This is a genomic window from Pokkaliibacter plantistimulans, from assembly GCF_003194385.1.
GTDB classification, from domain to species: Bacteria; Pseudomonadota; Gammaproteobacteria; order Pseudomonadales; family Balneatricaceae; genus Pokkaliibacter; species Pokkaliibacter plantistimulans.
Map to the genome: position 1 here is coordinate 43,440 of NZ_LAPT01000020.1, position 22,777 is coordinate 66,216.

General features: G+C 49.5%; 22 protein-coding genes. All 22 read right to left on the minus strand.

What is annotated here, in order from left to right:
* Positions 1-19 precede the first annotated feature (19 nt).
* Positions 20-1,138, minus strand: a complete 1,119-nt coding sequence (locus WH50_RS04690) for a LuxE/PaaK family acyltransferase (RefSeq protein ID WP_207780181.1) — start codon at positions 1,136-1,138, stop codon at positions 20-22.
* On the minus strand, positions 1,135-2,568 hold the full coding sequence (locus WH50_RS04695) for an AMP-binding protein (RefSeq protein ID WP_110186274.1): 1,434 nt from the start codon (positions 2,566-2,568) through the stop codon (positions 1,135-1,137). The genes WH50_RS04690 and WH50_RS04695 overlap by 4 nt, the downstream gene beginning before the upstream one ends.
* A complete protein-coding gene (locus tag WH50_RS04700) occupies positions 2,565-3,332 on the minus strand; it encodes an SDR family NAD(P)-dependent oxidoreductase (RefSeq protein ID WP_207780182.1) in 768 nt (255 codons plus the stop codon). Before WH50_RS04700 ends, WH50_RS04695 begins: the two co-directional genes overlap by 4 nt.
* A gap of 60 nt (positions 3,333-3,392) precedes the next feature.
* Positions 3,393-3,620, minus strand: coding sequence for an acyl carrier protein (locus WH50_RS04705; RefSeq protein WP_110186275.1), 228 nt, complete (start codon positions 3,618-3,620; stop codon positions 3,393-3,395).
* A 30-nt stretch (positions 3,621-3,650) separates the two neighbouring features.
* Entirely contained in the window at positions 3,651-4,187 is a 537-nt protein-coding gene (locus tag WH50_RS04710) for a GNAT family N-acetyltransferase (RefSeq protein ID WP_110186276.1), read from the minus strand.
* Positions 4,188-4,213: 26 nt separating this feature from the next.
* A complete protein-coding gene (gene pseG, locus WH50_RS04715) occupies positions 4,214-5,224 on the minus strand; it encodes a UDP-2,4-diacetamido-2,4,6-trideoxy-beta-L-altropyranose hydrolase (protein ID WP_110186277.1) in 1,011 nt (336 codons plus the stop codon).
* Between the two features lie 6 nt (positions 5,225-5,230).
* Complete coding sequence (pseI, locus tag WH50_RS04720) at positions 5,231-6,280, minus strand: pseudaminic acid synthase (protein WP_110186278.1); 1,050 nt, start codon at positions 6,278-6,280, stop codon at positions 5,231-5,233.
* On the minus strand, positions 6,277-6,981 hold the full coding sequence (gene pseF, locus WH50_RS04725; RefSeq protein ID WP_110186279.1) for a pseudaminic acid cytidylyltransferase: 705 nt from the start codon (positions 6,979-6,981) through the stop codon (positions 6,277-6,279). Before pseF ends, pseI begins: the two co-directional genes overlap by 4 nt.
* Positions 6,978-8,153: a UDP-4-amino-4,6-dideoxy-N-acetyl-beta-L-altrosamine transaminase gene (pseC, locus tag WH50_RS04730; RefSeq protein ID WP_110186280.1), complete on the minus strand. Its 1,176-nt coding sequence runs from the start codon at positions 8,151-8,153 to the stop codon at positions 6,978-6,980. Before pseC ends, pseF begins: the two co-directional genes overlap by 4 nt.
* Positions 8,150-9,133 carry a UDP-N-acetylglucosamine 4,6-dehydratase (inverting) gene (gene pseB, locus WH50_RS04735; protein ID WP_110186281.1) on the minus strand — a complete coding sequence of 328 codons (984 nt, stop codon included), beginning with the start codon at positions 9,131-9,133 and terminating at the stop codon, positions 8,150-8,152. The genes pseC and pseB overlap by 4 nt, the downstream gene beginning before the upstream one ends.
* 9 nt (positions 9,134-9,142) lie before the next feature.
* Complete coding sequence (locus WH50_RS04740) at positions 9,143-12,043, minus strand: 6-hydroxymethylpterin diphosphokinase MptE-like protein (protein WP_110186282.1); 2,901 nt, start codon at positions 12,041-12,043, stop codon at positions 9,143-9,145.
* A gap of 155 nt (positions 12,044-12,198) precedes the next feature.
* Positions 12,199-12,501: a hypothetical protein gene (locus WH50_RS04745; RefSeq protein WP_110186283.1), complete on the minus strand. Its 303-nt coding sequence runs from the start codon at positions 12,499-12,501 to the stop codon at positions 12,199-12,201.
* A 1-nt stretch (position 12,502) separates the two neighbouring features.
* Positions 12,503-12,949 (minus strand): flagellar export chaperone FliS, encoded by a 447-nt coding sequence (fliS, locus tag WH50_RS04750; RefSeq protein WP_110186284.1) that lies wholly within the window; start codon positions 12,947-12,949, stop codon positions 12,503-12,505.
* Between the two features lie 14 nt (positions 12,950-12,963).
* The gene (fliD, locus tag WH50_RS04755; protein WP_110186285.1) at positions 12,964-14,403 is read right to left on the minus strand and encodes a flagellar filament capping protein FliD; all 1,440 of its coding nucleotides are present in this window, start codon (positions 14,401-14,403) and stop codon (positions 12,964-12,966) included.
* Between the two features lie 33 nt (positions 14,404-14,436).
* Complete coding sequence (locus tag WH50_RS04760; protein WP_165838304.1) at positions 14,437-14,841, minus strand: flagellar protein FlaG; 405 nt, start codon at positions 14,839-14,841, stop codon at positions 14,437-14,439.
* Between the two features lie 56 nt (positions 14,842-14,897).
* Complete coding sequence (locus WH50_RS04765) at positions 14,898-15,731, minus strand: flagellin N-terminal helical domain-containing protein (RefSeq protein WP_110186287.1); 834 nt, start codon at positions 15,729-15,731, stop codon at positions 14,898-14,900.
* 477 nt (positions 15,732-16,208) lie between these two features.
* Positions 16,209-17,045, minus strand: coding sequence for a flagellin N-terminal helical domain-containing protein (locus WH50_RS04770; RefSeq protein ID WP_110186288.1), 837 nt, complete (start codon positions 17,043-17,045; stop codon positions 16,209-16,211).
* 173 nt (positions 17,046-17,218) lie between these two features.
* Positions 17,219-18,163, minus strand: coding sequence for a flagellar hook-associated protein FlgL (gene flgL, locus WH50_RS04775; RefSeq protein WP_165838305.1), 945 nt, complete (start codon positions 18,161-18,163; stop codon positions 17,219-17,221).
* An 11-nt stretch (positions 18,164-18,174) separates the two neighbouring features.
* A complete protein-coding gene (flgK, locus tag WH50_RS04780; RefSeq protein WP_110186290.1) occupies positions 18,175-19,812 on the minus strand; it encodes a flagellar hook-associated protein FlgK in 1,638 nt (545 codons plus the stop codon).
* 88 nt (positions 19,813-19,900) lie between these two features.
* A complete protein-coding gene (gene flgJ, locus WH50_RS04785) occupies positions 19,901-20,926 on the minus strand; it encodes a flagellar assembly peptidoglycan hydrolase FlgJ (protein ID WP_110186291.1) in 1,026 nt (341 codons plus the stop codon).
* A gap of 7 nt (positions 20,927-20,933) precedes the next feature.
* A complete protein-coding gene (locus WH50_RS04790; RefSeq protein WP_243410001.1) occupies positions 20,934-22,025 on the minus strand; it encodes a flagellar basal body P-ring protein FlgI in 1,092 nt (363 codons plus the stop codon).
* Positions 22,026-22,092: 67 nt separating this feature from the next.
* Complete coding sequence (gene flgH / locus WH50_RS04795; RefSeq protein WP_110186292.1) at positions 22,093-22,776, minus strand: flagellar basal body L-ring protein FlgH; 684 nt, start codon at positions 22,774-22,776, stop codon at positions 22,093-22,095.
* Position 22,777 lies beyond the last annotated feature (1 nt).

Genomic DNA, 22,777 nt, shown 5'->3' on the forward strand with positions numbered 1-22,777 from the left:
AGGGGCTCTCAACTGGTGCTCAACCGTTGCGCTGCGGTATTGGCAGAACTGAGGGGATATGGCCAGCCATCTTCGGTTCAACCGTATCACTGCAACCACGCAACTCTGCACGGGGAATACGTCCATTGACGGAAAAATAACGCCCTTTACGGCCACAAGGGCAATCATCCTCACCCAGCAATGTGCCACGATCCTCAGTCAACAAGGCATGACCGGGATAGCTGCGGGGCAATGCCGACAGCACTTCGATTACACCCGTTTGCCCCACGCCCAGTACGTGACCATTGACGATGTCACGGATCACTACATCGGCAAAAACCGGCGTATGCAGATGCCCCTGTTCACATTCGACAAACACCGAACCAACCTGCTCTACCATGCCATAGAAATTGTGCACCCGATGAACACCCAGCGTTTGCGCAACCGCATTTTTGAAAGTCGGGTTGTCTACAGCCAGATCTTGCAGCTTTTTCCAGCCACCGCTGTGTATTAATACCCCCTCGTTAAAGGGCAGTGTTTTTTGCTGAAGCTGCAAAGCCTGAATCAGTTGCCACACCATAAAGGTGAAGCCAAAGCACAGCACTGGCTTCCCGCGCCACTTATCAAAAAATGCGTCAAGCACATCCCAGTTCGGGCTCAGGTCTTCATGTAAGGCATAGACCGGCTGGCGTCCGAAAATCAGCATGCCCTGAATGCCTGCTCCTCGTGCCGAGAACTGCTGACGATCTGTAATGACACCAGGGTGATCGATAATCAGCATCGGCAGCCGCTCTCTACCCAGCCAGGACTGCATAATGCGCACAAGCGCGCGCGATTGCAGCGATGCCGTGAGCTTATCCAGATAGATGCGGGAGAGTTGCTGCGAAGTGGTTCCCGAAGAGGTCAGCACGCGGAAGACGTCTTCATCCGCAATACTCTGCAGACGATTGTGCTTGAACAGTCTTACCGCCAGTGGATACAAGTCCTCTCTGGCCTGAACCTCAAGAGCCACCCGCTGGCTGTCCAGCAAACGCTGGTAAGGCAGGCAATGTTCATGGTGCAGCCGGGTCAGCGCATTGAGCTGCCGCATCAGCCACAGCTGTTTCTCTGTGGCCGCCCATTCATACACCGGCAAGTCCAGCTCAAGCTCCATGCTCATAGTGGCGCACCCCTTGAAGGAGTGTCATCTGAATCGAAGCAGGATTGCAGAAGCACATAGTTGATCTTACCTGCCTCAGTCACAGGCAGCTCTTCAAGTACTTTTACCTGCACCACACTTGGATGGACTCCCAGATACTGGCTGGCTGACTGCTGCAACGCATCAGCAGCGATGCCCTTACCTGCCACAGCAATACACAGCTGCTGATCCTGACCGCAGCAGGCAATATGTTCGACACCCAGTGTATTGGTAGCCGCCCACTGCTGCCGTAGTCGTTGCTCTACTTCATCCAGACTGGTTCGCACACCAAATAGTTTGATAAAGCGCTTTTTACGCCCAACGATGTAGTACAGGCCACGACTGTTACGACAGGCGATATCACCTGTCGATAGTGCCGGCGTCTCGTTACCACGCATCAGGTCATCACGACCACTGGCATAGCCCATCATCACATTAGACCCCTGATAGATAAGCTCCCCGGGCTGATCGGCTGCGGTAATTTCAGCGCCGTCTTCATCCTGAAGCTGCAGTCGCCCATCAGGAATAGCGATACCAATACACTGAGGAAACTCCAACACCATTTCTGCTGGCAGATAACTTATGCGGGCGGTCGCTTCCGTTTGACCGTACATAGGAATGAAGCACTTACCATTGTTGCGGCTCCATTCAGCCCAGGCTTGTACCTTGTCAGTGGCCAGTCGCCCACCGGCCTGAGTCAGGGTGGTTAGGGCAGGTAAATCCATACGTTGAAAGCGCAGTCGCTCCAGCATCTCGTAGTGATAGGGGACACCGGACAGGCTGGTGGCCTGCTGCTCACGACAGAACTGCCAGAATCGACGCTCCATCATGGAATCAGCTGTCAGCAGCACGGTGGCTCCTACCAGAAGATGAGAGTTGATGACCGACAACCCATAGGAATAGGACATAGGCAAATGAGCCAGCGGTCGCTCATGGGGGGTCAGCTGGAGATAGCTGGCGATGCTGCGGGCATTCGCATGAATGTTGGTATAACTCAGACGCACCTGCTTGGGTGAGCCGGTACTACCGGATGTTGACAACAGCACGGCAAGCTCAGGGTGAACCGGCGCCCCCCTGGCTACATTGGACTGCAATGAGATGAGTTTGCCCGCTTTCCATAACCAGTCTGGCTGATAACAGGTGATCAGGTCGTCAAGGCGATCGGCAGCGATGGTGGCAGGTTGCAACATTACTGCCCTGCCCGTCCGCAACGCAGCAAGATAGACAATCAGACTTGCCGGGGAATTGTCTGTAACCAGCAGAACCAGTTCCTTGCGCTCCGTTGGCGGGAAAATGGCGTCAGTCTCGCTAGCCAGTTGTTGATAGGTCAGCCTTTCTCCCTCAGCGCTGATCACAGCAACATTCGAGTGAAATTGTGACCAGTTGGCATCAAGCGTCTGGGAGACGGTCATATCAGCATTCCCCCATCAACGCCGATGATCTGACCGGTCACATAACTGGACAAATCACTGGCAAGAAACAGTGCCACCTTTGCTACTTCGTCTGCACTGCCAATTCGCCCCATGGCAATACTGTCGAGACGTTGCTGAAAGCGTTCTTCACCGATCGAATGCGCCATCGCCGTATCAATAAAACCCGGCGCAATCGCATTGACGCGAATATTGCTACTCGCCAGCTCCTTCGCCAGGGATTGGGTGATGCCAATGACGGCCGCCTTACTACCGCCGTACACCGCCTGGCCGCTATTGCCGACCCGGCCAATAATGGAACTGAGATTGATAATGCTGCCATGACCCGCACGCTGCATCATGCGTACGGCATACTGACTACAGTAAAGGGTGCTGAATGTGTTGGCCGCGAAGGTTTGCTGTATCTGACGCTGGGTGACCATGCCGAGCAGCGCATCATCCAGCACACCTGCATTGTTCACCAGTACATCCAGTGTCTTGGACTGGCTGAAGAGCTGACGAAAACCGGCCTTGACCTGCTGTTCATCAGCGACGTCGAAAATCAGGGGTGAGCAGCTGACGCCATAACGCTGGTTGAGGAGTTCTGCCAGAGCACTGACAGATGGCCCATCCCTCCCGTTCAACCAGAGCGTAGCACCGGCACTGGCGAATCGTTCAGCAATGGCCGCACCAATGCCTCTGGCTGCACCGGTAATCAGCACCTTCTGACCCGAGAGCATGCCTGATACGGAGGACGCAGTATTCATGGTATACCTCACAATTCAGGCCAGCGCGTCAGCTACACCCCACTTGAACTCAGTACGTTTTCAGCACTGCACATCATACTTGGCGAGAATCTGTCGGGCCTTCGCAACAGAACTCATGTCAATGATGTCATCGGTATCCAGCATCACACCGAACTCATCTTCCATACGGGCAATCAACAACATATGCGCCGTTGAATCCCATTGCGGGATGGACTGATAGGTCAGATCGTCATGGACCAGATCAACAGCCACACCCAAGCTTTCTGCAAACAACTGTTCCAGTGTCATCTCTCACCGCCCAAGAAAAAATCATTAAAATCAATAACGTATAAAACGAGCAATCTTAGCACGCGCAGCCAGATATGGCTCCTGCTCAAGCATATAGAGACTCAGCCCTGCCTCGTTACCGTCATAACGGATATACCCCGATGCTTCATGAAAGCGCACTGAAGCGGTGTTTTCGTCGAATATCTTGCCATACAGGCGCTGCATACCCAGCTGTTCAAACGCCAGATCATTGAGGGCAAAGGCCACGCAAAACGGCAGGATATTGTTGCGGTAGTGATCGGGGTAGATGTACATCCCCGGCTCACAGCTGCGCTGCTGCATGTCGATAGCCGTCAACGATGCGACACCTATGGGCTCTCCGCGAAAGCGAGCCAACATGTAGCACTGGTTGCTCGATTGACGCATACGTATGAACCAGGCTTGCTGCATCGCTTCCGTAATGTAAGTCTGATCCAGCATCAGACTGGCAATCTTGGGATCATTCCGCCACTGACGCACCATTTCGATCTCATCACTCTGCAATGAGGTCAGGTCGATGCCGTAGCGATTAAAGTGAATATCATCCATACATCGGACCTAGTCTGATCAAACTACTACTGCACTTTAGAGCGTAAATACTGCACCACTCGGCCCGCACCCAGACCATCGATAAGTTGCCGAGCCCTCTCTGAGCGCTGATCGAGCTCAACGCCTTCCCACCAGGGTTTTACCATCCCCACCGCATCATCCAAACCACCCGCGCTCCGGCCATCAAACCAGCGGCACCAACCATGCTGCTGATGCGCCTGAGCTGACCGCAATTGATTGTCAGCAACCACCATAAAGATCGAGGGCACACCCAAACAGGCCAGCTCATGCAGCGTCGAACCGGCTGCGGTAAGCGCCAGTCGGCATTGATTGAGCACGGGATACAGGGAAGGCACATCATGCCGGTGTTCAAAACCATGGCGCTGACAGAGCTGAGCCACCTGCTCATGCTGCTGCATCGCAGGCCCCGTGACGACCATGACAGGGAAATTGATACCACTGGCAGCCAACAGCTCCAGAGCAGGCAAGGTCAGACCGGCAGCATCCGATGCCCCAAAGTTAACGAAAAGATGAGTCCGCTGTTGAAAAGGGATGTGATGAGTTTGGGTATAAGACCGGCTCAGCAATACAAAATCCGCGCCTGCCAGAACGTCCAGGCTGGCAGGCTGGTAAACCAGCTCGGAGGCATACAGCGTGGTATTGAGTACAGCGTCGGCCTGCATCGGGCCAGAATCATTGAGATCGTCAACCACCATCAACCGGTAGTTGAGGGAACGTAACTGCGCACGATAGTCAGCAGAAAAATGGTAACCATCCACAATCAGCCAGTCAGCACCCCATTGCTCTGCCAGGTCTCGTGTCTGTTGCGCATCTTCAGCGCTGGCCCTCTCGGCCACCAGCTGCGAAGACGGAATATCAAGGTATTGCAGACGTTGAAGGAGTGCAGGGGCAGTGGAAACATAGCACCACTGTACCTCGCCACCCTGCAGCAGAACTTCCTCTGCCAGTACCAGACAGCGCAACCAATGCCCTCCCCCCATCACATCAGAGGCATCGACTCGGAACAGTACACGCACAACGCACTACTCCAGAACGGACCAACTCAAGGGCGTCCCCTTGAGCAGATCGACTCGCGCCCGCTTGCCGATGACAGACTGCAGATAGCGAGGCGCCAACCCGGATCCCGGACGGATCACCCTGACATGCTCTGCCGTTATGACCTGGCCCGCTTTGATGTCACTAGCGATATAGAGTGATCTTCGGAATTTCTTCGAGGGTTGTTCACTGGCACTACCGCCATAACACACACGCCCCAGAGCGGCCGCAGCAATGCGCGTTTGCTCAACCAGCTGGCACAGTTCCTCCGGCTGCAACGAGAAAGCAGAATCAACCCCACCTTCGCTACGATCCAGTACAAAATGCTTCTCGATAACAGTGGCTCCCAACGTAACGGCGGCGATGGGCACCGCAAGCCCCAGGGTATGATCCGACAGCCCGACCTCACAACCGAACATGGATTTCATGTGGGGAATCGTGAGCAAGTTCGCCTCATCAGCGGGTGCCGGATAGGCACTGGTACATTTGAGCAGGATCAGCTCTTCGCATCCCCCTTCACGCGCACAGGCAACGGCCTCCTCTAACTCGCCTGCGGTTGCCATCCCCGTAGACATGATGATGGGCTTCCCCGTGGCCGCAACCTTACGAATGAGAGGCAGGTCATTATTTTCGAAGGAAGCGATCTTGTAACAGGGCACCTGCAGGGATTCGAGAAACTCCACCGCTGAAGCATCAAAAGGCGTACTGAAAGCCACTAATCCATGCTGCCTGGCGCGAGCAAAAATAGCTTCATGCCAGTGCCAGGGTGTATGTGCTTTTTGGTAGAGCTGATACAGGCTGCTGCCCTTCCACAGATTCTCAGCATCCTGAATCAGGAATTCGCCTTCCTGAACATCCAGAGTCATGGTGTCAGCTGTGTAGGTCTGAAGCTTGATTGCCTGAGCGCCCGCCCTGGCAGCCGCATCTACCATTGCCAGAGCCTTATCCAGTGACTGGTCATGATTGCCGGACAGCTCAGCAATAATGAAAGGAGGCTGTCCAGCTCCGATTTGATAATCACCGATCCGAATATTCATAAAGAGGGTTCTTCTGCCTGCAAGACTTTGTAGAGTATTTCGGCATGGCGCCAATCTTCTTCAGTATCGATATCTTTGACTCGCCAGTCTGGCAGCAATATGGCAATGGATTTCGGTCCAAACATCGGCTCAGCAGAAGCGCTATGCAGGCGAGACCAGTAGAACTGGCCTGCGTCATGGAACACCTCGGGCAGATCTTGTGAACGGGTTTTGGCATGCTCAGGAAACATCATGCGGACGCCTTCCCCTTCTCGCAATAGACCACGCTGCACAGGATAACTGAAGCGGCCAACACTGAAGGCATGCTGCATATCGAGCCGGGAGACCAATTGCTGATAGCCTGAAGCAATACTCTCAGCACTGATCAGAGGTGCCGTTGCATAGATACAGCACACAAAATCAGGCTTTTCACCTTCAGCACCAAGCCAATCCAGTGCATGTTTCACGACGGCGCCGGTCCCCGTGAAATCATCGGAAAGCTGAGCTGGACGCTTGAAAGGTACCTCTGCCCCATAACTCGCGGCGACCTCTGCGATCTCATCATCATCCGTAGACACTATGATCCTGTCACACACACCGCTCGCTTGTGCCGCTGCAATGGAATACGCAATTAAAGGTTTACCGGCAAAATGGCGAATGTTTTTCCGTGGAATGCGTTTACTGCCGCCACGTGCAGGAATAATCGCAACTGCACTACTCACAGACTCAACTCCGCACTCGACTGCTTAAAGAAGAGATGTAACAAACGCGCGATCTCATTCTGCTGCTCGTCACTGAGGCCGGGGAAGAGCGGCAACGTCAGACATTGCTCATAATAGGCCTCGGCAAGAGGGAACTGTCCTCTGGAGAAACCCAGCTGCTGATAGTAGGGCTGCCAGTGAATGGGAATGTAATGTACTTGCACCCCTATGTTATGGGCATGCAAAAACGCATATAACTCGGCACGAAGTTGAGGTTGCTGCAGCTGTATCACATACAGATGCCAGCTACTCTGACTAGCTTCATTACCACGCGGGGGAAGCACCAAAGGCAGATCGCCAAGCAAGTGGTCATAGCGGCTGGCTAACTGCCTGCGGCGCGCGACCATTTCATCCAGACGCTGCAACTGGCTTAACCCAAGAGCCGCCTGCACATCGGTGATGCGATAGTTGAATCCGAGCTCATGCTGCTCATAATACCAGGGTGGACAGTCGCCAGACTGAATAGCCGCCGTGTTCTTTTCTATGCCATGGCTACGCAAACGCCTGACATGATCATGTAGCTGCCAGTGACGTGTAAGAACCGCACCGCCCTCACCGGTAGTAATCATTTTGACTGGGTGAAAACTGAACACCACAGCATCGGCAAAATCACAACAGCCCACCTTCCTGCCCTGATAGTCTGCCCCCAAAGCATGGGAGGCATCCTCTATCAGAGCCACCCTGTAAGCACCAGCCAACTGCTGTAATGCCTGCATATCCACACTCAGTCCGGTGAAATGCACCACTACAATCGCTTTGGGCAGCCGCTGCTCTGACGCCGCCAGAACTAGCTTTCTCTCAAGCAGTGGGAGGGAGATGTTCAGTGTCTCGGGGTCAATATCGACAAAGTCGACATCAGCACCGCAATAACGGGCACAATTCGCACTGGCAACGAAAGATAATGGTGATGTCCAGACAATATCGCCCCGGGAAACGCCAAGCGCCACACAAGCAAGATGCAGCGCAGATGTCGCTGAATTCACCATAGAGACATAAGGCACATCGACATACTCAGCCAACGCCTGCTCAAGAGCGGGTACCTGATCTCCCTGAGTCAGATTCCCATGTTGCAGAACCTCTACGACTTTATCGATATCTTCAGCTTCGATCGAATGGCGACCGTAAGGGATCATAGTAATGCCTTAAGCTGATCGACACTGAGGAAGTCTGGATTAGTACCAGAGTGGTACTCGAAGCCATCTGCGACAGGAGTCCCCACTTCGCCAAGGCGATTCAAGCGATAATCGACTTTTTCAAACAGGGCAATGGTGGGCTGGATTACATAATGGTCATGAAATTCAAGCGCCTGGTGAGACACTTCGCCTGGCACCATAATCTCATGTAGCTTCTCACCCGGACGAATACCCACGCATTCGTGTGCACGACTCCCCGTCATAGCATCAACCAGATCAAGAACACGCATCGACGGTATTTTCGGTACAAAAATTTCACCACCGTGCATGCGATCAAAATTCTTGATTACAAAATCAACACCTTGTTCAAGGGTGATCCAGAAACGGGTCATATCGGGATGGGTAACCGGCAGTACCTGGCAGCCCTGTGCTAATTTCTGCTGAAAGAATGGCACCACCGATCCACGTGAACCCGCCACATTACCGTAACGAACAACAGAAAAACGTGGGCCTTTACCACCTGCAATATGATTACCTGCTACAAATAATTTATCGGAGGCCAGTTTGGTCGCTCCGTACAAATTAATAGGGTTTGCGGCTTTATCGGTAGAAAGTGCAATTACACGCTTCACCCCATTACTGATGGCCGCATCTACGACGTTCTGCCCACCCAGTATATTGGTCTTGATACATTCCATTGGATTGTATTCAGCAGCAGGCACCTGCTTGAGCGCTGCGGCATGAACCACGTAATCAATGTCACGCATCGCTGTTCGTAAGCGCTCAAGGTCACGGACATCACCGATGAAATAGCGCATACGCGGATCATTAAAAGTTTGTTCCATCTCAAACTGCTTAAGCTCGTCACGAGAGAACACAACTATTTTTGAAGGCTTATAATTGGCTAGCAGTCGTTTGACGAAGGCATGTCCAAATGACCCCGTACCGCCTGTGACTAAGACAGACCGATTATTGAACATGTCATCTCCTTACCAATTGGGATTCACGACATTGGTAGATTCTACTTTCTCAGGGTAAATCACATATCTTTGATACGTATCTTCAACGTATGCGATCCATAGACCAATACCCTGATTTACCTTCTCCATACATAACGCTTCATCATCTACCAAATAGCCCAGCTTCATTATCAAAGCGGTTATATAACTCATGCTGCCCCAGTAAAAATAGAAGAACAATGAGTGCTTTCTTATCAAGGACTGGCTAAAAATTTCTCTTTGTCTGACCGAAAACAGCTCCAGCTCTTTTCTCGAGGTGATATCTTGCCGCTTGAGCCAACTTAGGAAAGCTCTAACATCTGCGTGAAACATCATGCTGTTATAGTATTCATTAAACCCCGTAAACAATCCCAGCGACCGTTCCGGCTGATGAAAGCCTCTCTGTAAAAAATCAGACATCCACTGCTGTCGATCAAACGCTTCCGAAGTGGCAATATCACCTGCCTTCATCGGCATTGCACCATTGATTCTCGCACCGTCACTGCAGTTAAAACATTGTAAATGTGGCGAGCAAGACAACAGGCGCTCAATAATCTGAGCTGAAATACGAAACTCATGTTTGGAATAAACATAGTCACGAAAGTTTCCGGGTACCGCAATCATTCCATGAGCTTTCGCGAAATCGTAAACCTCCAGTCGACTCCCTTCAGAGGTTTCTACATAATAATCGGAAAGTTTGGAGTGATGTTCGCCGGGAGTGATATAACCTAGATCAACTCCCATCAAATAAACTTCTTTAAAACCGAAATGTGAAAGTAAAGATAGTGCACAGTTCGATACTGTTGGAAATGAATATTCGACTGACAGAAACTCAGACTCAGGGCAAACGCTTTTTTCATAGGCATGAGTTGAGCCCTCACCTACTTTGAGAGCCATAGCGACAGAACCAAACAATTTGGCAGTCTCAGGATGAACACCATTAATTGTCAGCAACACAATATCTGAAAGATAATCGTCATCCTTGATAGAGCTTATCCATTTATAAGTACAATAAGTCTGTTCAACTTCAGCATGAAAATCAGGCTTAATACCGCTTTTATATAATGGTTTTAATGCGGTGCCGCAGGAAACAACAATAAACCGATCACGATTCGATTTCAAAAAAGATATATTTTCATCTAATGATGGTCCGTTACCCACAACGATAACTGGAACACCCAGGCTATCAGAACATTGAGACGCAATATCCCTTCTAGCTAGATACGTGCGCCCTTGAGCGAAAACATGCTGCATATGACTAAGACCATAAGCTGCATGCTCGAAATACTCACCCATTGACACCAAGACCTTTAACTCATTACGCAGATCAAATGCGGCCTTCTGCAATACAGGGTGATAGTAGGATTGATATATGTAAGCGTTTATAACGTTATAAACACCGATTCTAGAAAACTGACCAACCAAATCGGAAGATAAATGGGAACCATCATCGCCTAAATTAAGATAGCACCGCCCACCATTCTTGTCGGTTGAAGATAGTATTGAATCCCAATCAACAACGTACAATGATGCGTAAAAAAAGTCGTGATTGGGTTCGCAAATATAGATATTTTGCAAAGAGTGTAGCTGACTGAGTGACTGAAGCTGGTATCCAAGCCCCATCCCAAGCAATATCAGGCCAGGTACATAATCCGGCATTGAAGAGAGCTTGCGCTCATCGGACTTACACATCCTTCTAAACTGATTCACATAGAAGAAATGCCTATACCACCAAAGCTTTCCGCCGGTATTATCAAGCAATGCATCTTCTTTATTCGGAAACTTCCTGAACCACTCTACTTCATGATCTACGGCTTCACTAGCATTGTAACCATATAATGCAACACCACGACTGGAATTGTAGATATTCCAACATCCTTCCTTATCAAGAAAAAGATGCCATGCTAAAGGAGTGTAACTATAGAACGCTTCAGCAATATTTGGATAGTACTGCATGAATGCCTGAATATTGTTGAAGAAGCGCATTTTTGCCTCACGCCACTTCTCCTGCTCCTCAATACTCAAGGAAGGCCGACATAAATAATAGACATCTTCACTACGAGGTGAAACATCATCCAAAGGATGGTGGAATGGGTATAAATCAACCTTACCCTCTATGAGATCTCCCCAACGATAGTTCCGAGAAATCAAATACTGATAGCATGCATCCATCTCTGGATGGCAACTATGTCTATAGACGAAGGCTTCTTCGATATCATGAGCTGATTTTATATACTTTAAATCGTCATCTAATGACCCGGCATTATTTCCGATTTGAAGATATACCTTTCTTCCCTGTTCAATAGCTCTCTCAAAAAAGCCTGCCCAGTCATAAGTCTGAAGAGAAGTGTTAAATACATCTACAGAAGGCTCATAGACAAGGTAAGCTTCTACTGATCGCGCTCTATCAAACAGGTCTAAATAAGTGGCCAGCCCTAAACCGAAGCAAATCATCAGAGGAACCGTATGTGGTAAAGGGCCTGGACTGACTCGCTGATCACACCAGGACCGTACATCCACAAAAGTTGTACCACCATAATGACTCAGCGCTTCTTGCGGCGCGATTACGTCATCATCATGCAGATTGATCTTAAATGCCTTGCTTAAATAAGCATCAACCTCCCGAGCTACTTCAGCCTCTCCGTCAACGCCGTACCAGCACCTGCCAGAGGCAAAATCCACCAGATTGGGTTGTGCGGCCTTAGTACAGAAAACTGACAAGCAATCCTCTGAGAATCCTACATGCACATGATCTAATAATTGAGGATAATATTGAGCTAAAGCCGCTAAATTACGTTGTTTTCTCTCCGCAAAAGTCTGAGCAAGTGAAGCCTCGATGGCTTCTTGAGCCTCACCATCTTGATGAATTTGCTGGCTTATATTCCTTAGCATGCGACAACCTTAGCTAGAGTAAACACGTTGTAAGGCCACGTTAATGGCAAGACGAGCGACATGCAATCTATATAGTACTTCTAGACGGAGAGCTTGAAGACAGGCTGATCACTGACCAAGCCACAGAAGGGATCGCAGATATATTAACGTTCAGATCAGCGCGAACGGTACGCTTTGATAGCTTTTTTCCCTCTTTTTAGCATCCCTAACCTCCCCTCAACATCACTCTTACTAGCTCGCAGTAATTCAATAAATTGCTGTTCTTTCTCAGACTCTGCATGAAGAAACACTTTATTTGACTGTAAATCGAGAGGCATTGATCTGATATAGGCGTCTCTCTCCGATAAAAGTCGAAAAACACCATCATCACTAGAGTCATCAAACTGTCTGAGCAAAGTAAGTATGGCTTCGTCCAGCAAGGATAGTTTCTCCAGAAACTCCTCAGATGTATCTGACATTTCAAACGTGGCCAGATGCTGAGGAGCGAAACTGTCCTTTTTCTTCTCGCATCTTATAACCACGCTGTTTTTCTTCGTCAGGAATTTTATCCCATGCCATTTTTATTGGTACCAGCAGCGAGACAACCTCATCAATTTTCTTTGTATCATTACGCACAAGCACATCGGTCAACTGGCGGTGCATATAATCGTAGAGATTGTAGAGATTCAATGAGATCTCACCAACCTCCATATCCAGCGCTGATTGCAGAGCAAAAATAATGGACATTGACTTGGATAAGTGTTTTCCCTTCCCGACCATATCTTTTCTTTCAATACAGCCTTTGGCATAGGCCATATTCTCCAAAAGACCTTGATACAGCATTTGAATGACGCGATGAGGATCGGCATCAGCGACCACATTAGTGACACCGACCTTTTTGTACGCCTGAATAGCATTCTGATACATGATAACTCCCGGTGTCACAAACTACTTAAAAGAGACGTTATATAAGACGAAGAACTAGTCATTTTAGAAAGAGCTATATCAAGAGCTGTGTACTTCTTGGTGAGCATCTCCTCATAGCTAGTTTGCTTTTCAGAAATAGTATTTGATTGATCAATTAACTGATCTAGCTGATCATTGTATGAAGTGGTGCGCTCTGCTAATAAACCATTTCCACTCTGAGTATACTGTTTCAGCAATGCTTGCATCTGACCAGCGATACCGTTGTCACCGGAGAACAGTGAGGCAATATTGTCAAACTGGTCTGATAGAGCATTGTCCAGCCTGTCTTCACCACTAGAGCCTCCATAGGTATTTGAGTCAGTAATTTCGAGATTCCCATCTGAATCCATCGATATACCTACAGAGTAAAGCGTATTGAGATTTTGATTTGCACCAGAGACTGCGCCGGCAACAATTTTTGAAAGCTGGCTTTTCAGACCACGAATCAGAGAGTCGCCGGAGAGATCTCCTCCATCTGTAAGCTGAGTACCAGAGGAAGTGTAAGTACCGGTTTTCCCCAAATCATCTAGAACACCCATCATGGTGTTATAGTTTTTTACAAAATCTTCGATATATCCCTGTACATCCTCTTTATCAGTACCAATCTTCAGTGTTGATGGAGAGTCAGTTTTTGTTTTTGCCAGCAAGTTTAACGTGACGTTCGAAATAACCCCTTCTAACTCATTGGAGTCACCATAAACATCGGTGCCATCAATAGTAATGTGCGACTTTTGCGCATTAGTAACGGACATTGTTGTACCTGTTCCGGTAGCAACGGTAGACACACTATCAAGGCTTGAATTGTTATTGGTTATGACCAGGTTATTACTGGTATCACCAGTAATACTGGAAGAAAACACCAATTGAGAGCCAACAGAAGAGTCGCCAGTATTAACAATGTTAGCCGTGATACCAAAGTTGTCAGTGGCACTGTTGACAGCAGTACGTAGCTGATCCACCGTCATTCCGGCTTTAACATTGATACTGAACGTGTTGCTACCAGCAGTGAACGTTAATGCGCCAGCCGTTGATGACACAACAGAGCTACTGCTAGAGAACGTTCCATTTGCCGTAGTGGCAGTTGAGCCTTTCGCCAGCTGCAACACCTCAATGTCGTAGCTCCCCACCGACGCGGAGTTAGTGGTATCCGCAGTGAAGGCTTCGATATCATCAGTGTTTGTAATGGTTGGATTCTTGGCAGCCATCTTTGAAGCATCTGCCAACGTATCCAAGGAATCAGAGAAAGTCTTGAGCGCAGATGACAGCTTACTAACCGCAGATAATTTTACCTGAACATCATCCTGACTAGACTTGTTAGCGCTGATCTTGGAGTCGTACTGAGCAGAGACTAGCTGAGTAACAATGGACGATAAATCCAGTCCAGATGCCACCCCTAGTGTAGAAGACACCGCCATTTTCTAGCCCCCCAGTACATAACTCATATTTTACTAAACCTTGTTATCGACCATTACTCCGGTAGCTTGACCTAAATCGTGCTGAAGCTCCTGAATTCTGGTAGCTAACTTCCTTACTTCTTCTGATGGTATCTCACGAATCACATTTCCAGTGTCCGTGTCGATAACACTGATCACCGGCTGCTTGCCATTCGTTTCATCCACACTGAAGGACAAGGAACGATTCTGCCCCTGAATGATAGAGTTGATGTCATCAACTGATTTTGACAAGTCACTTACTGAAGCGGGCTCTGCCTGCTGCTCAGCTCCTGCATCAGCAACCTTGTCGACACTGGAGTCATTTGCGTCAGCTGCTGCTCCCACCTTGAAATCACTGCCTTGGACAGAAATTGACGAGGGGTAACTAACAGCATTGGCCTTAGATGTATCAATTTCCATACCAGTCTCCTGCAATAGGGCCAGCATATATCCTGCCAGCCCTATTATCGGTTAACTTACCCTAACAACGACAGCGCGATTTGCGGCAGCGAGTTGGCCTGACTCAGAATTGACGTACTAGCCTGCTGTACGATCTGATTCTGAGTCAAAGAGGCAGTCTCTGACGCAAAGTCGGTATCTTTGATTTGCGATTTGGCATCGCTCACATTTTCTACAATGTTGCTGAGGTTGCGAATGGTTGAGTCAAAGCGATTCTGAATCGCACCAAGATCCGCACGAGCACCACCGATAGCAGAGATTGCATTATCAATAGTTGCAAGTGCTGTAGATGCACCAGTAGCAGTAGAGATATCTACACTCGTCAAACTCAAGCCAGTGGCACTAAAGCCTGACAGACCATCAGGGGCAGAGATATTCACACTGATAGTCTGGCCAGCGTTGGCACCCACCAGGAACTTAGCAGAGTAACCACCTGTCAGGATATTGGTACCACCAAACTGTGTAGTTGTGGCGATACGACTGATCTCAGTTACCAGTGCAGTCACTTCTTTCTGAAGTGCAGCACGGTCAGAGCTCGAGTTGATACCGTTTTGAGACTGTACAGCAAGTGTACGAATACGCTGCAGGGCAGTGGTGGTTTCATCCAATGCACCTTCTGCAGTCTGTGCGACTGAAATACCGTCATTCGCGTTACGGATGGCCTGGTTCAGACCATTGATCTGCGAAGTCATACGGTCACTGATCTGCAGACCAGCAGCGTCATCTTTCGCACTGTTGATACGATAGCCTGAGGACAGGCGCTCGTAGGATGTAGCCAACGCATTAGTTGAATTGTTCAGCTGACGCTGAGCATTCAACGACGACACGTTTGTATTGACGTATAAGGACATAGTTAAGCCTCCTGAAGAAACGCAGCCACTCTCACACGGCTACTCGGTGACCAAGCTGGTCGTTTTCTGTACGACATTTCAAGGAAACATCGTCACATAAACTCTCACCTTACTCGGGTTATCGACCGGCCTTTTTAGGACTTGAGACTTTTTTTGCCGCTAAAGGCAAAAAATTTCCTCACAGTAGGCAACTCTTATCCTCAACAACTACAGAGCGTAACTTAACAGTAGGCAACAAAGGCACTCTTAAATTTACGGCGCCATATTTCAATCAGTGCCCACGTACCAACCACTCAGACACCTGCTTGTGGCACACTTTGTGCTGCACTATAAAACGAAAAAGGCCAGAGCAATGCTCTGGCCAATGAAGCTCAACTTTAGGAGAGATTGAGCGACCCACTTAACCCATCAATGAACCCAGAAACTCTCACCAAAGCCTCCTGAAGTTCATTGATGGGTATTCTTTTGTATCCCTTATTAACCTCCCAACAGAGACAACGCGATCTGCGGCAGAGAATTAGCCTGGCTGAGAATTGAGCTGCTGGCCTGCTGCACAATCTGATTCTGCGTCAGGCTGGCAGTTTCTGACGCGAAGTCTGTGTCCTTGATCTGTGAACGGGCATCGCTCACGTTCTCAACAATGTTGGTCAGGTTACGGATGGTTGAATCAAAACGGTTCTGGATCGCACCGAGATCGGCACGCTGACCACCAATTGCAGAGATTGCAGCATCAATGGTAGCCAAAGCGGTTGAAGCACCGTCTGCAGTGGACACATCCACACTGCTAATTCCCAGACCAGTTGCACTGAATCCATTCAAACCATCAGGAGTGGAAATGTTCACGCTAATCGTCTGACCAGCGTTGGCGCCGACCAGGAACTTGGCAGAGTAACCGCCAGTCAGGATGTTAGTACCACCAAACTGGGTAGTCACAGCAATACGACTTACTTCAGTCAGCAACGCTGTTACTTCTTTCTGCAGGGCTGCACGGTCAGCACTGGAGTTAATACCATTCTGTGACTGTACTGCCAGGGTACGGATACGTTGCAATGCGGTAGTGGTTTCATCCAGCGCACCTTCAGCGGTCTGTGCAACCGAGATACCATCGTTAGCATTACGAATTGCTTGATTAAGACCGTTGATCTGAGAGGTCATACGATCACTGATTTGCAAACCAGCAGCATCATCTTTTGCGCTATTAATACGATAGCCAGAAGACAAACGTTCATATGAAGTTGCCAGAGCATTGGTAGAGCTATTCAATTGACGTTGAGCATTCAATGAAGACACGTTGGTATTTACATATAAGGCCATTTTAATCTCTCCTAAACTTTCTAATTTTCAAATGCGATATTGCATCTTTGATAATATTTATATCGACCCAGCCATTATTTCCTTTAGGATTTTTTTATTTTTTTCTTACCAGAAAAACAAAGGGCCGCGTAAGCGGCCCTTCAGTTCAGGTGATGACTGGGAAGTCCATGTCATTAGAGATAGTCGAAGAGGCTCATCCCCTGGATCTTGACGTAGGAAGCCTGAGCGATTTGCAGAGCACTGGTACTCTGCGTAAGGTTGGTCACCGCCTCATAGTAGTCCGCTTCCACCAGGTTGGCACGCTGCGCCGTATCGGACACATCATTCGCCTCCAGAGTTGCCTGAACGTTGTCTGCCACATTCTGTCTAGCACCAATCCCAGATACAGTCCCCAGCACAGTGTTATAAGCAGCATCAACATTGTTAAGGTACTTTGACAGATCAATATCATCGCCCGAGCTATTGCGAAGTGCATCAATAGTCTCACTCACCACATTCAATATATTGGTACTATTCCCTGTGGAATTACCATCTGCATCCACTTCATCAAAAGTGAATACGCTATCGCCCGGATCATTTTTTGCCAGAGAAACATAACTGGAAATATCTATGCTGGTTTTTCCTGAATCCCCCTGATAGGAATATGTTGTATAGCCAGTCGTAGATGTCGTATCAGCAGTAAATGGTTCAGTCTTGGTCGCGTGACCAGAAAATATATAATTCCCTGATGAGTCTTTCGAATTCATCAGATCCTGCAACTCCGTCATGCGATCTTCCAGCTCTTTGGCAATAGCCTCACGATCACTGTCAGAAAGCGCCCCGTTACCCGCCTCATTCACCAGGCTCTGAACCCTTAACATGGAGGTTTCAACACTATCCAGCACACTTTCCTCATAACTCAACGAATTGTTAAGAGAGGTATTGTTGCGCTGATACTGGCTAGACTGAGCCAGCTTGGAAGAAATACGACTTGCCTGTGTCGCAGCGGCCGGATCGTCACCTGCCGTAATAACACTGTAGCCTGAGCTTAATTCCAAGTTTGCGCGGGATACTGTCTCCTGATTCTTCTGCAGAGACGTAAGCCCTTGACGATAAATTTGCTGAGAAGAAATACGCATCACCATCCCCCTCAACTAATTGCACTAAGCAAAGTACTGAATGCTTGCTGAGCAGCAGAAATAACCTGTGCTGCAGCCTGATATGCCTGCTGGAACTTAATCAGGTTAGCCGCCTCTTCGTCTTCGCTGACAGCAGAAACAGAGTCGCGAATATCCTGAGCACTGGAAAGCAGCGTCGCATTACTTTCTTCTGCCATTGACGCCTTACTGGCATACCCACCGACGTCACCAATAATCTGGGAGTAAGCCCCTTCAAAACTTAAAGATCCATCAACAATGGAGCTGTTTTGCAAGTCGGCCAGTAACTGCCCGTTCGAGTTATCACCACTTACATCAGTCGTACTACCTGACGCGGCAAACGCCAGCTCTTGCGAGGTGATGTCTGTCGTACTCAGCTCACCAGCAAAACTGTATGTCGGGCGAATCAGAAATGTATCGCCATCAGAAGGGGTACCTGAAAACGACAGATCAAAGCCATCAACAGTAAAACCAGGGCCAGCACCGGAGGCAACTTCGCTTCCATCACTGGAGCGCGTGATCGTGTATTCACCTGTACCGGAGTCATAGCGTACAGAGTAGTCACTGGATGTCAGGGTAGACGGATCCCACCCTGTTGGAAACGTCAGCGTTCCCGATGCTGAGCCATCATTGTTGGAACTGGCCAACACACGATTACTCACCGTATAAGAACCACTGAGCGCCGGGTCAAATAATGCCTGCCCAGCATTGCCATTAAGGTCAACCCCCTGCTCCAACACAGAGTTAACGCTCTCTGAGAACGTCATGGCCAGCTGGCCGACCTGATTAATGGTGGGGTTGAGAATTTCATCACGATACTCAATCGCCCCTCCCAGCGCCCCCCCTGAAATTTTTGATGAAATCGAGGTGGTGGAGTTGCCGATTGAAATATCCAGCTGGTTCTTGTCGTATTCGCCCTGAACGACATTAAGGTTGGTCGACGTGACCCCCGCCACCAGCGCGTCGCCCCCATTCAGGTAAACGTTGACCATGCCGTTCTCAGCATCAGCCGTATGTACGCCCACCTGCTCAGACAACTGACGAATCACCTCATCACGCTGGTCTTCAAGATCAGGCACGGACTGACCCTGGTTGTAGGCAGAACTGATCTGGCTGTTTAAGTCAGCCAGTGACGTCGTCAGGCTGTTGATCGAAGTTACGGAGCTGGTAATAGTGTCATTGATGTCACTCTGCTGACCCAGCAAGGTGTCGTTTACCTGATTAAAGATACCCGACAACTCCTGCGCATTGGAAAGCACCAGGCTTCTGCTGGTCTTATCGGAGGGGTCAGAAATCGCATCATTAACCGAAGCGAAGAAACTTGAGATGGAGTCAGAGATGGACGTTGTGGAGCCGGATACTAGTTCATCCAGCACCTGAGCAAGCTGCAGCTTGGTGGACGATTCCTGATAGACCGACGTCTGCGTCTGCAAATTTTTCACCGCATACTGATCAGCGATACGACTGACAGATGATGTCGTTACTCCATAAGTAGCGCTTGAGTACTGAGTGACAGTTTGCCGGCTGTAACCTTGAGAGTTGATATTAGAGATGTTGGTACTTGTCACAGCCAAGCCTGCCTGGCTGGCCCGAACTCCTTGCATCCCAATATTTATCAGTGAACTTGACATAGCAACTCTCCATACGTGCCATATTTAGCGGCCGTATTAATCACATCTTTAGCGGCAGATGGCATCAGTACAATAGCGCACTGTCGCATTACAGCTGATTCAGCCCTCCCAGGGCACTGTTCATACGATCACTGCGGGCAATCTGGCTGATTTTGGAGGCGTAATTCGGATCGGTGGCATAGCCCGCTTTCTGCAACTCCTGAACGTATGCCTCACCGTTCGTGCTATTGGCCAGCGCCTGCTGGTAACGACCATTCTGCTTCAGGAAGCTCAGGTAATCGGCAAAACTGTCTGCGTAGGTGTCATAAGAACGGAAATACGCATTCTCTCTGACGGGCACGCCATTACGGTACTCCAGCGTGGATGTAGCTGTGGTTTTACCGTCCCAATTGCCGTCTGCCTTGATACCGAACAGGTTATGGCTGTTACTGCCATCCTCGTTAAGAATCATTCGTTGCCCCCAGCCAGACTCCAGTGCTGCCTGCGCAAGTAAGTACTTGGGATCAGCACCCATCGCATCAGCCACCTGCTTGGCTTCAGGATAGAGCGCTTGTACAAACTCATCTGCCGAATCGATGTCGCCACCGTCCGAAGAATAGGCAGAAGAAAAACTGCCGGTTCCCTGAACCGAGTTGCCGCCCTGCCTTGCCATCAGACTGGCATAAAGTGCATCCATATCCAGATTACTATTGCCGCTCGACGGCGAAGCATTGCCATGAGAAGCCAGAAAGTGCCGGATACTGCTGTCTACCTGAGTCACATCTTTTTTGCTTTCGCTGTGGCTACTACTACCGCTGCTGCCGTGAGTCAGCTGACGGGTTAAAAAGTCGGATAACCCAATACCACCTGATTCGCTGATATTGATACCCATCTGCTGATCAAGCATGTCCTGATAGAAATTCATCTCAGAACTGTTAAAAATGCCATCGGGATTGATCGACTGGTTTGCTTCACGCATGGACTTGAGCATTTGATTGACAAACAACGACTCGAACTGCTGAGCCACCTTCTTGATGGCTTCAGGAGACTCACTGGTCTTTACCTCATGCTGAAGCGACTGCAGTCGATTCAGATCAGTAAAGACTTGAGACTGAGATGTTGTCTGCCCAATCATGATGACCTCAGATCACGACCAACTCAGCCTGGAGCGCACCTGCCTGTTTCAGGGCCTCAAGAATGGCCATCAGGTCTCCAGGTGCCGCGCCGACACTGTTCACTGCGTTGACGATATCTTTCAGCGTCGCTCCCGCCGGAGAAAACTCAAACATATGACCACTGCCAGAATCCACCTGGATACCGACTCGGGGAGTAATCACGGTGCTGCCGCCAGATAATGGATTTGGCTGACTCACCTGTGGAGTCTGCGTAATAGAGACAGTCAAAGCACCGTGTGTAATGGCAACAGGAGACACCCGCACGTTCTCGCCGATGACAATAGTGCCGGTACGGGAGTTGATAATCACCTTGGCACGCTCATCACCCTGAGCAATTTCCATATTCTCCAGTACCGAGAGGTAAGACACGCGTTGAGAAGGATCACGCGGTGCTCGTACCCGGATAGACGTCGCATCCATGGCTTCGGCCACACCAGCGCCCAGCAGATTATTGATCTGCTCGGTGACATGCTTAGCAGTAGTGAAATCTGGCCGGTTCAGGTTGAACACCAGCGAATCTCCCGTATTGAAGCCACTTGGTACGACTTTTTCCACCGTAGCACCTGCAGGAACCCTGCCAACATTCAATACATTCACCGTTATTTTGGAGCCATCACTGCCTTCGGCACCAAAGCCACTTACCACAAGATTCCCCTGCGCCATGGCATAGACCTGACCGTCAGCACCACGCAGAGGCGTTAATAGTAACGAGCCACCGCGGAGACTTTTGGCATCGCCCAACGACGACACGGTCACGTCAATAGTCTGGCCGGGTTTGGCAAAGGGTGGTAAATCAGCGGATACGGCCACTGCAGCGATATTTTTGGAAGAGGGCGTGGTCGAACTACTTAAGGAAATACCGAACTGCTGCAGCATGTTCTTGAACGTCTGACTGGTGTAGGCGGCACTGGATTTATCCCCCGTACCATCCAGACCAACTATCAGGCCATACCCGACCAGCTGGTTAGTACGCACCCCGGCTACATCGGCGATATCTTTGAGGCGCTGGGTTACCTCAGCCTGACTGACAGTAGGAAACAGCAGCCCGATGATCAGCATGACAACACTCAATCGGCGTGCTTTATCTTTCAATCTCATCATTGCCCTCACCCTCTCAAAGATGCCGTTACAGGGGCCACAAGGCACTCATAAAGAACTTACTCAACCATCCCATGATGGATGCGTTTTGTACCTGTCCATTACCACTGTAGCCAATACGCGCATCTGCAATCTTGGTTGAGCTGATATCGTTGTTTGGAGAAACATCCTCTGGGCGAATCAACCCGGTGATACGGATGTATTCATCCCCCTCAGTCAGGGTCAGCCATTTCTCCCCACGGATCCGCATCACGCCATTAGGCATCACTTCAGATACGGTAACAGCGATGGTACCTGCAAGGTTATTCTGCTGACTGGCGTCACCACTGCCACTGAAGCTGCCACTGGAGCTCAACCCCGTCTGAAGATTCAGGCCGCCAACCCCAAACGCATGCCCCAGAATCGTTGGATTACTGATCGTTTCGGATGATGCCTTAGATTCCGTGGAGGACGTCGATTTCGATGATTGAGTCGTTTCTTCCAGGTTGATCACAATAATGTCGCCCACACGGTGAGCACGGCGATCACCATACAACGCCATTTCATATCCGGGCTGATAGATGGAGCCATTATTCTCTCGCGGAGGGTTCATCTCCTGAGAAGTCACGGGTGCATAGGCAGGATCATTTGGTTTGGCATTCTGCGCATTGCAGCCCGCCAGCACCGACAGCACAACAACCCCTAACGGTAGCGTGAGTTTTCGTACGTTCATT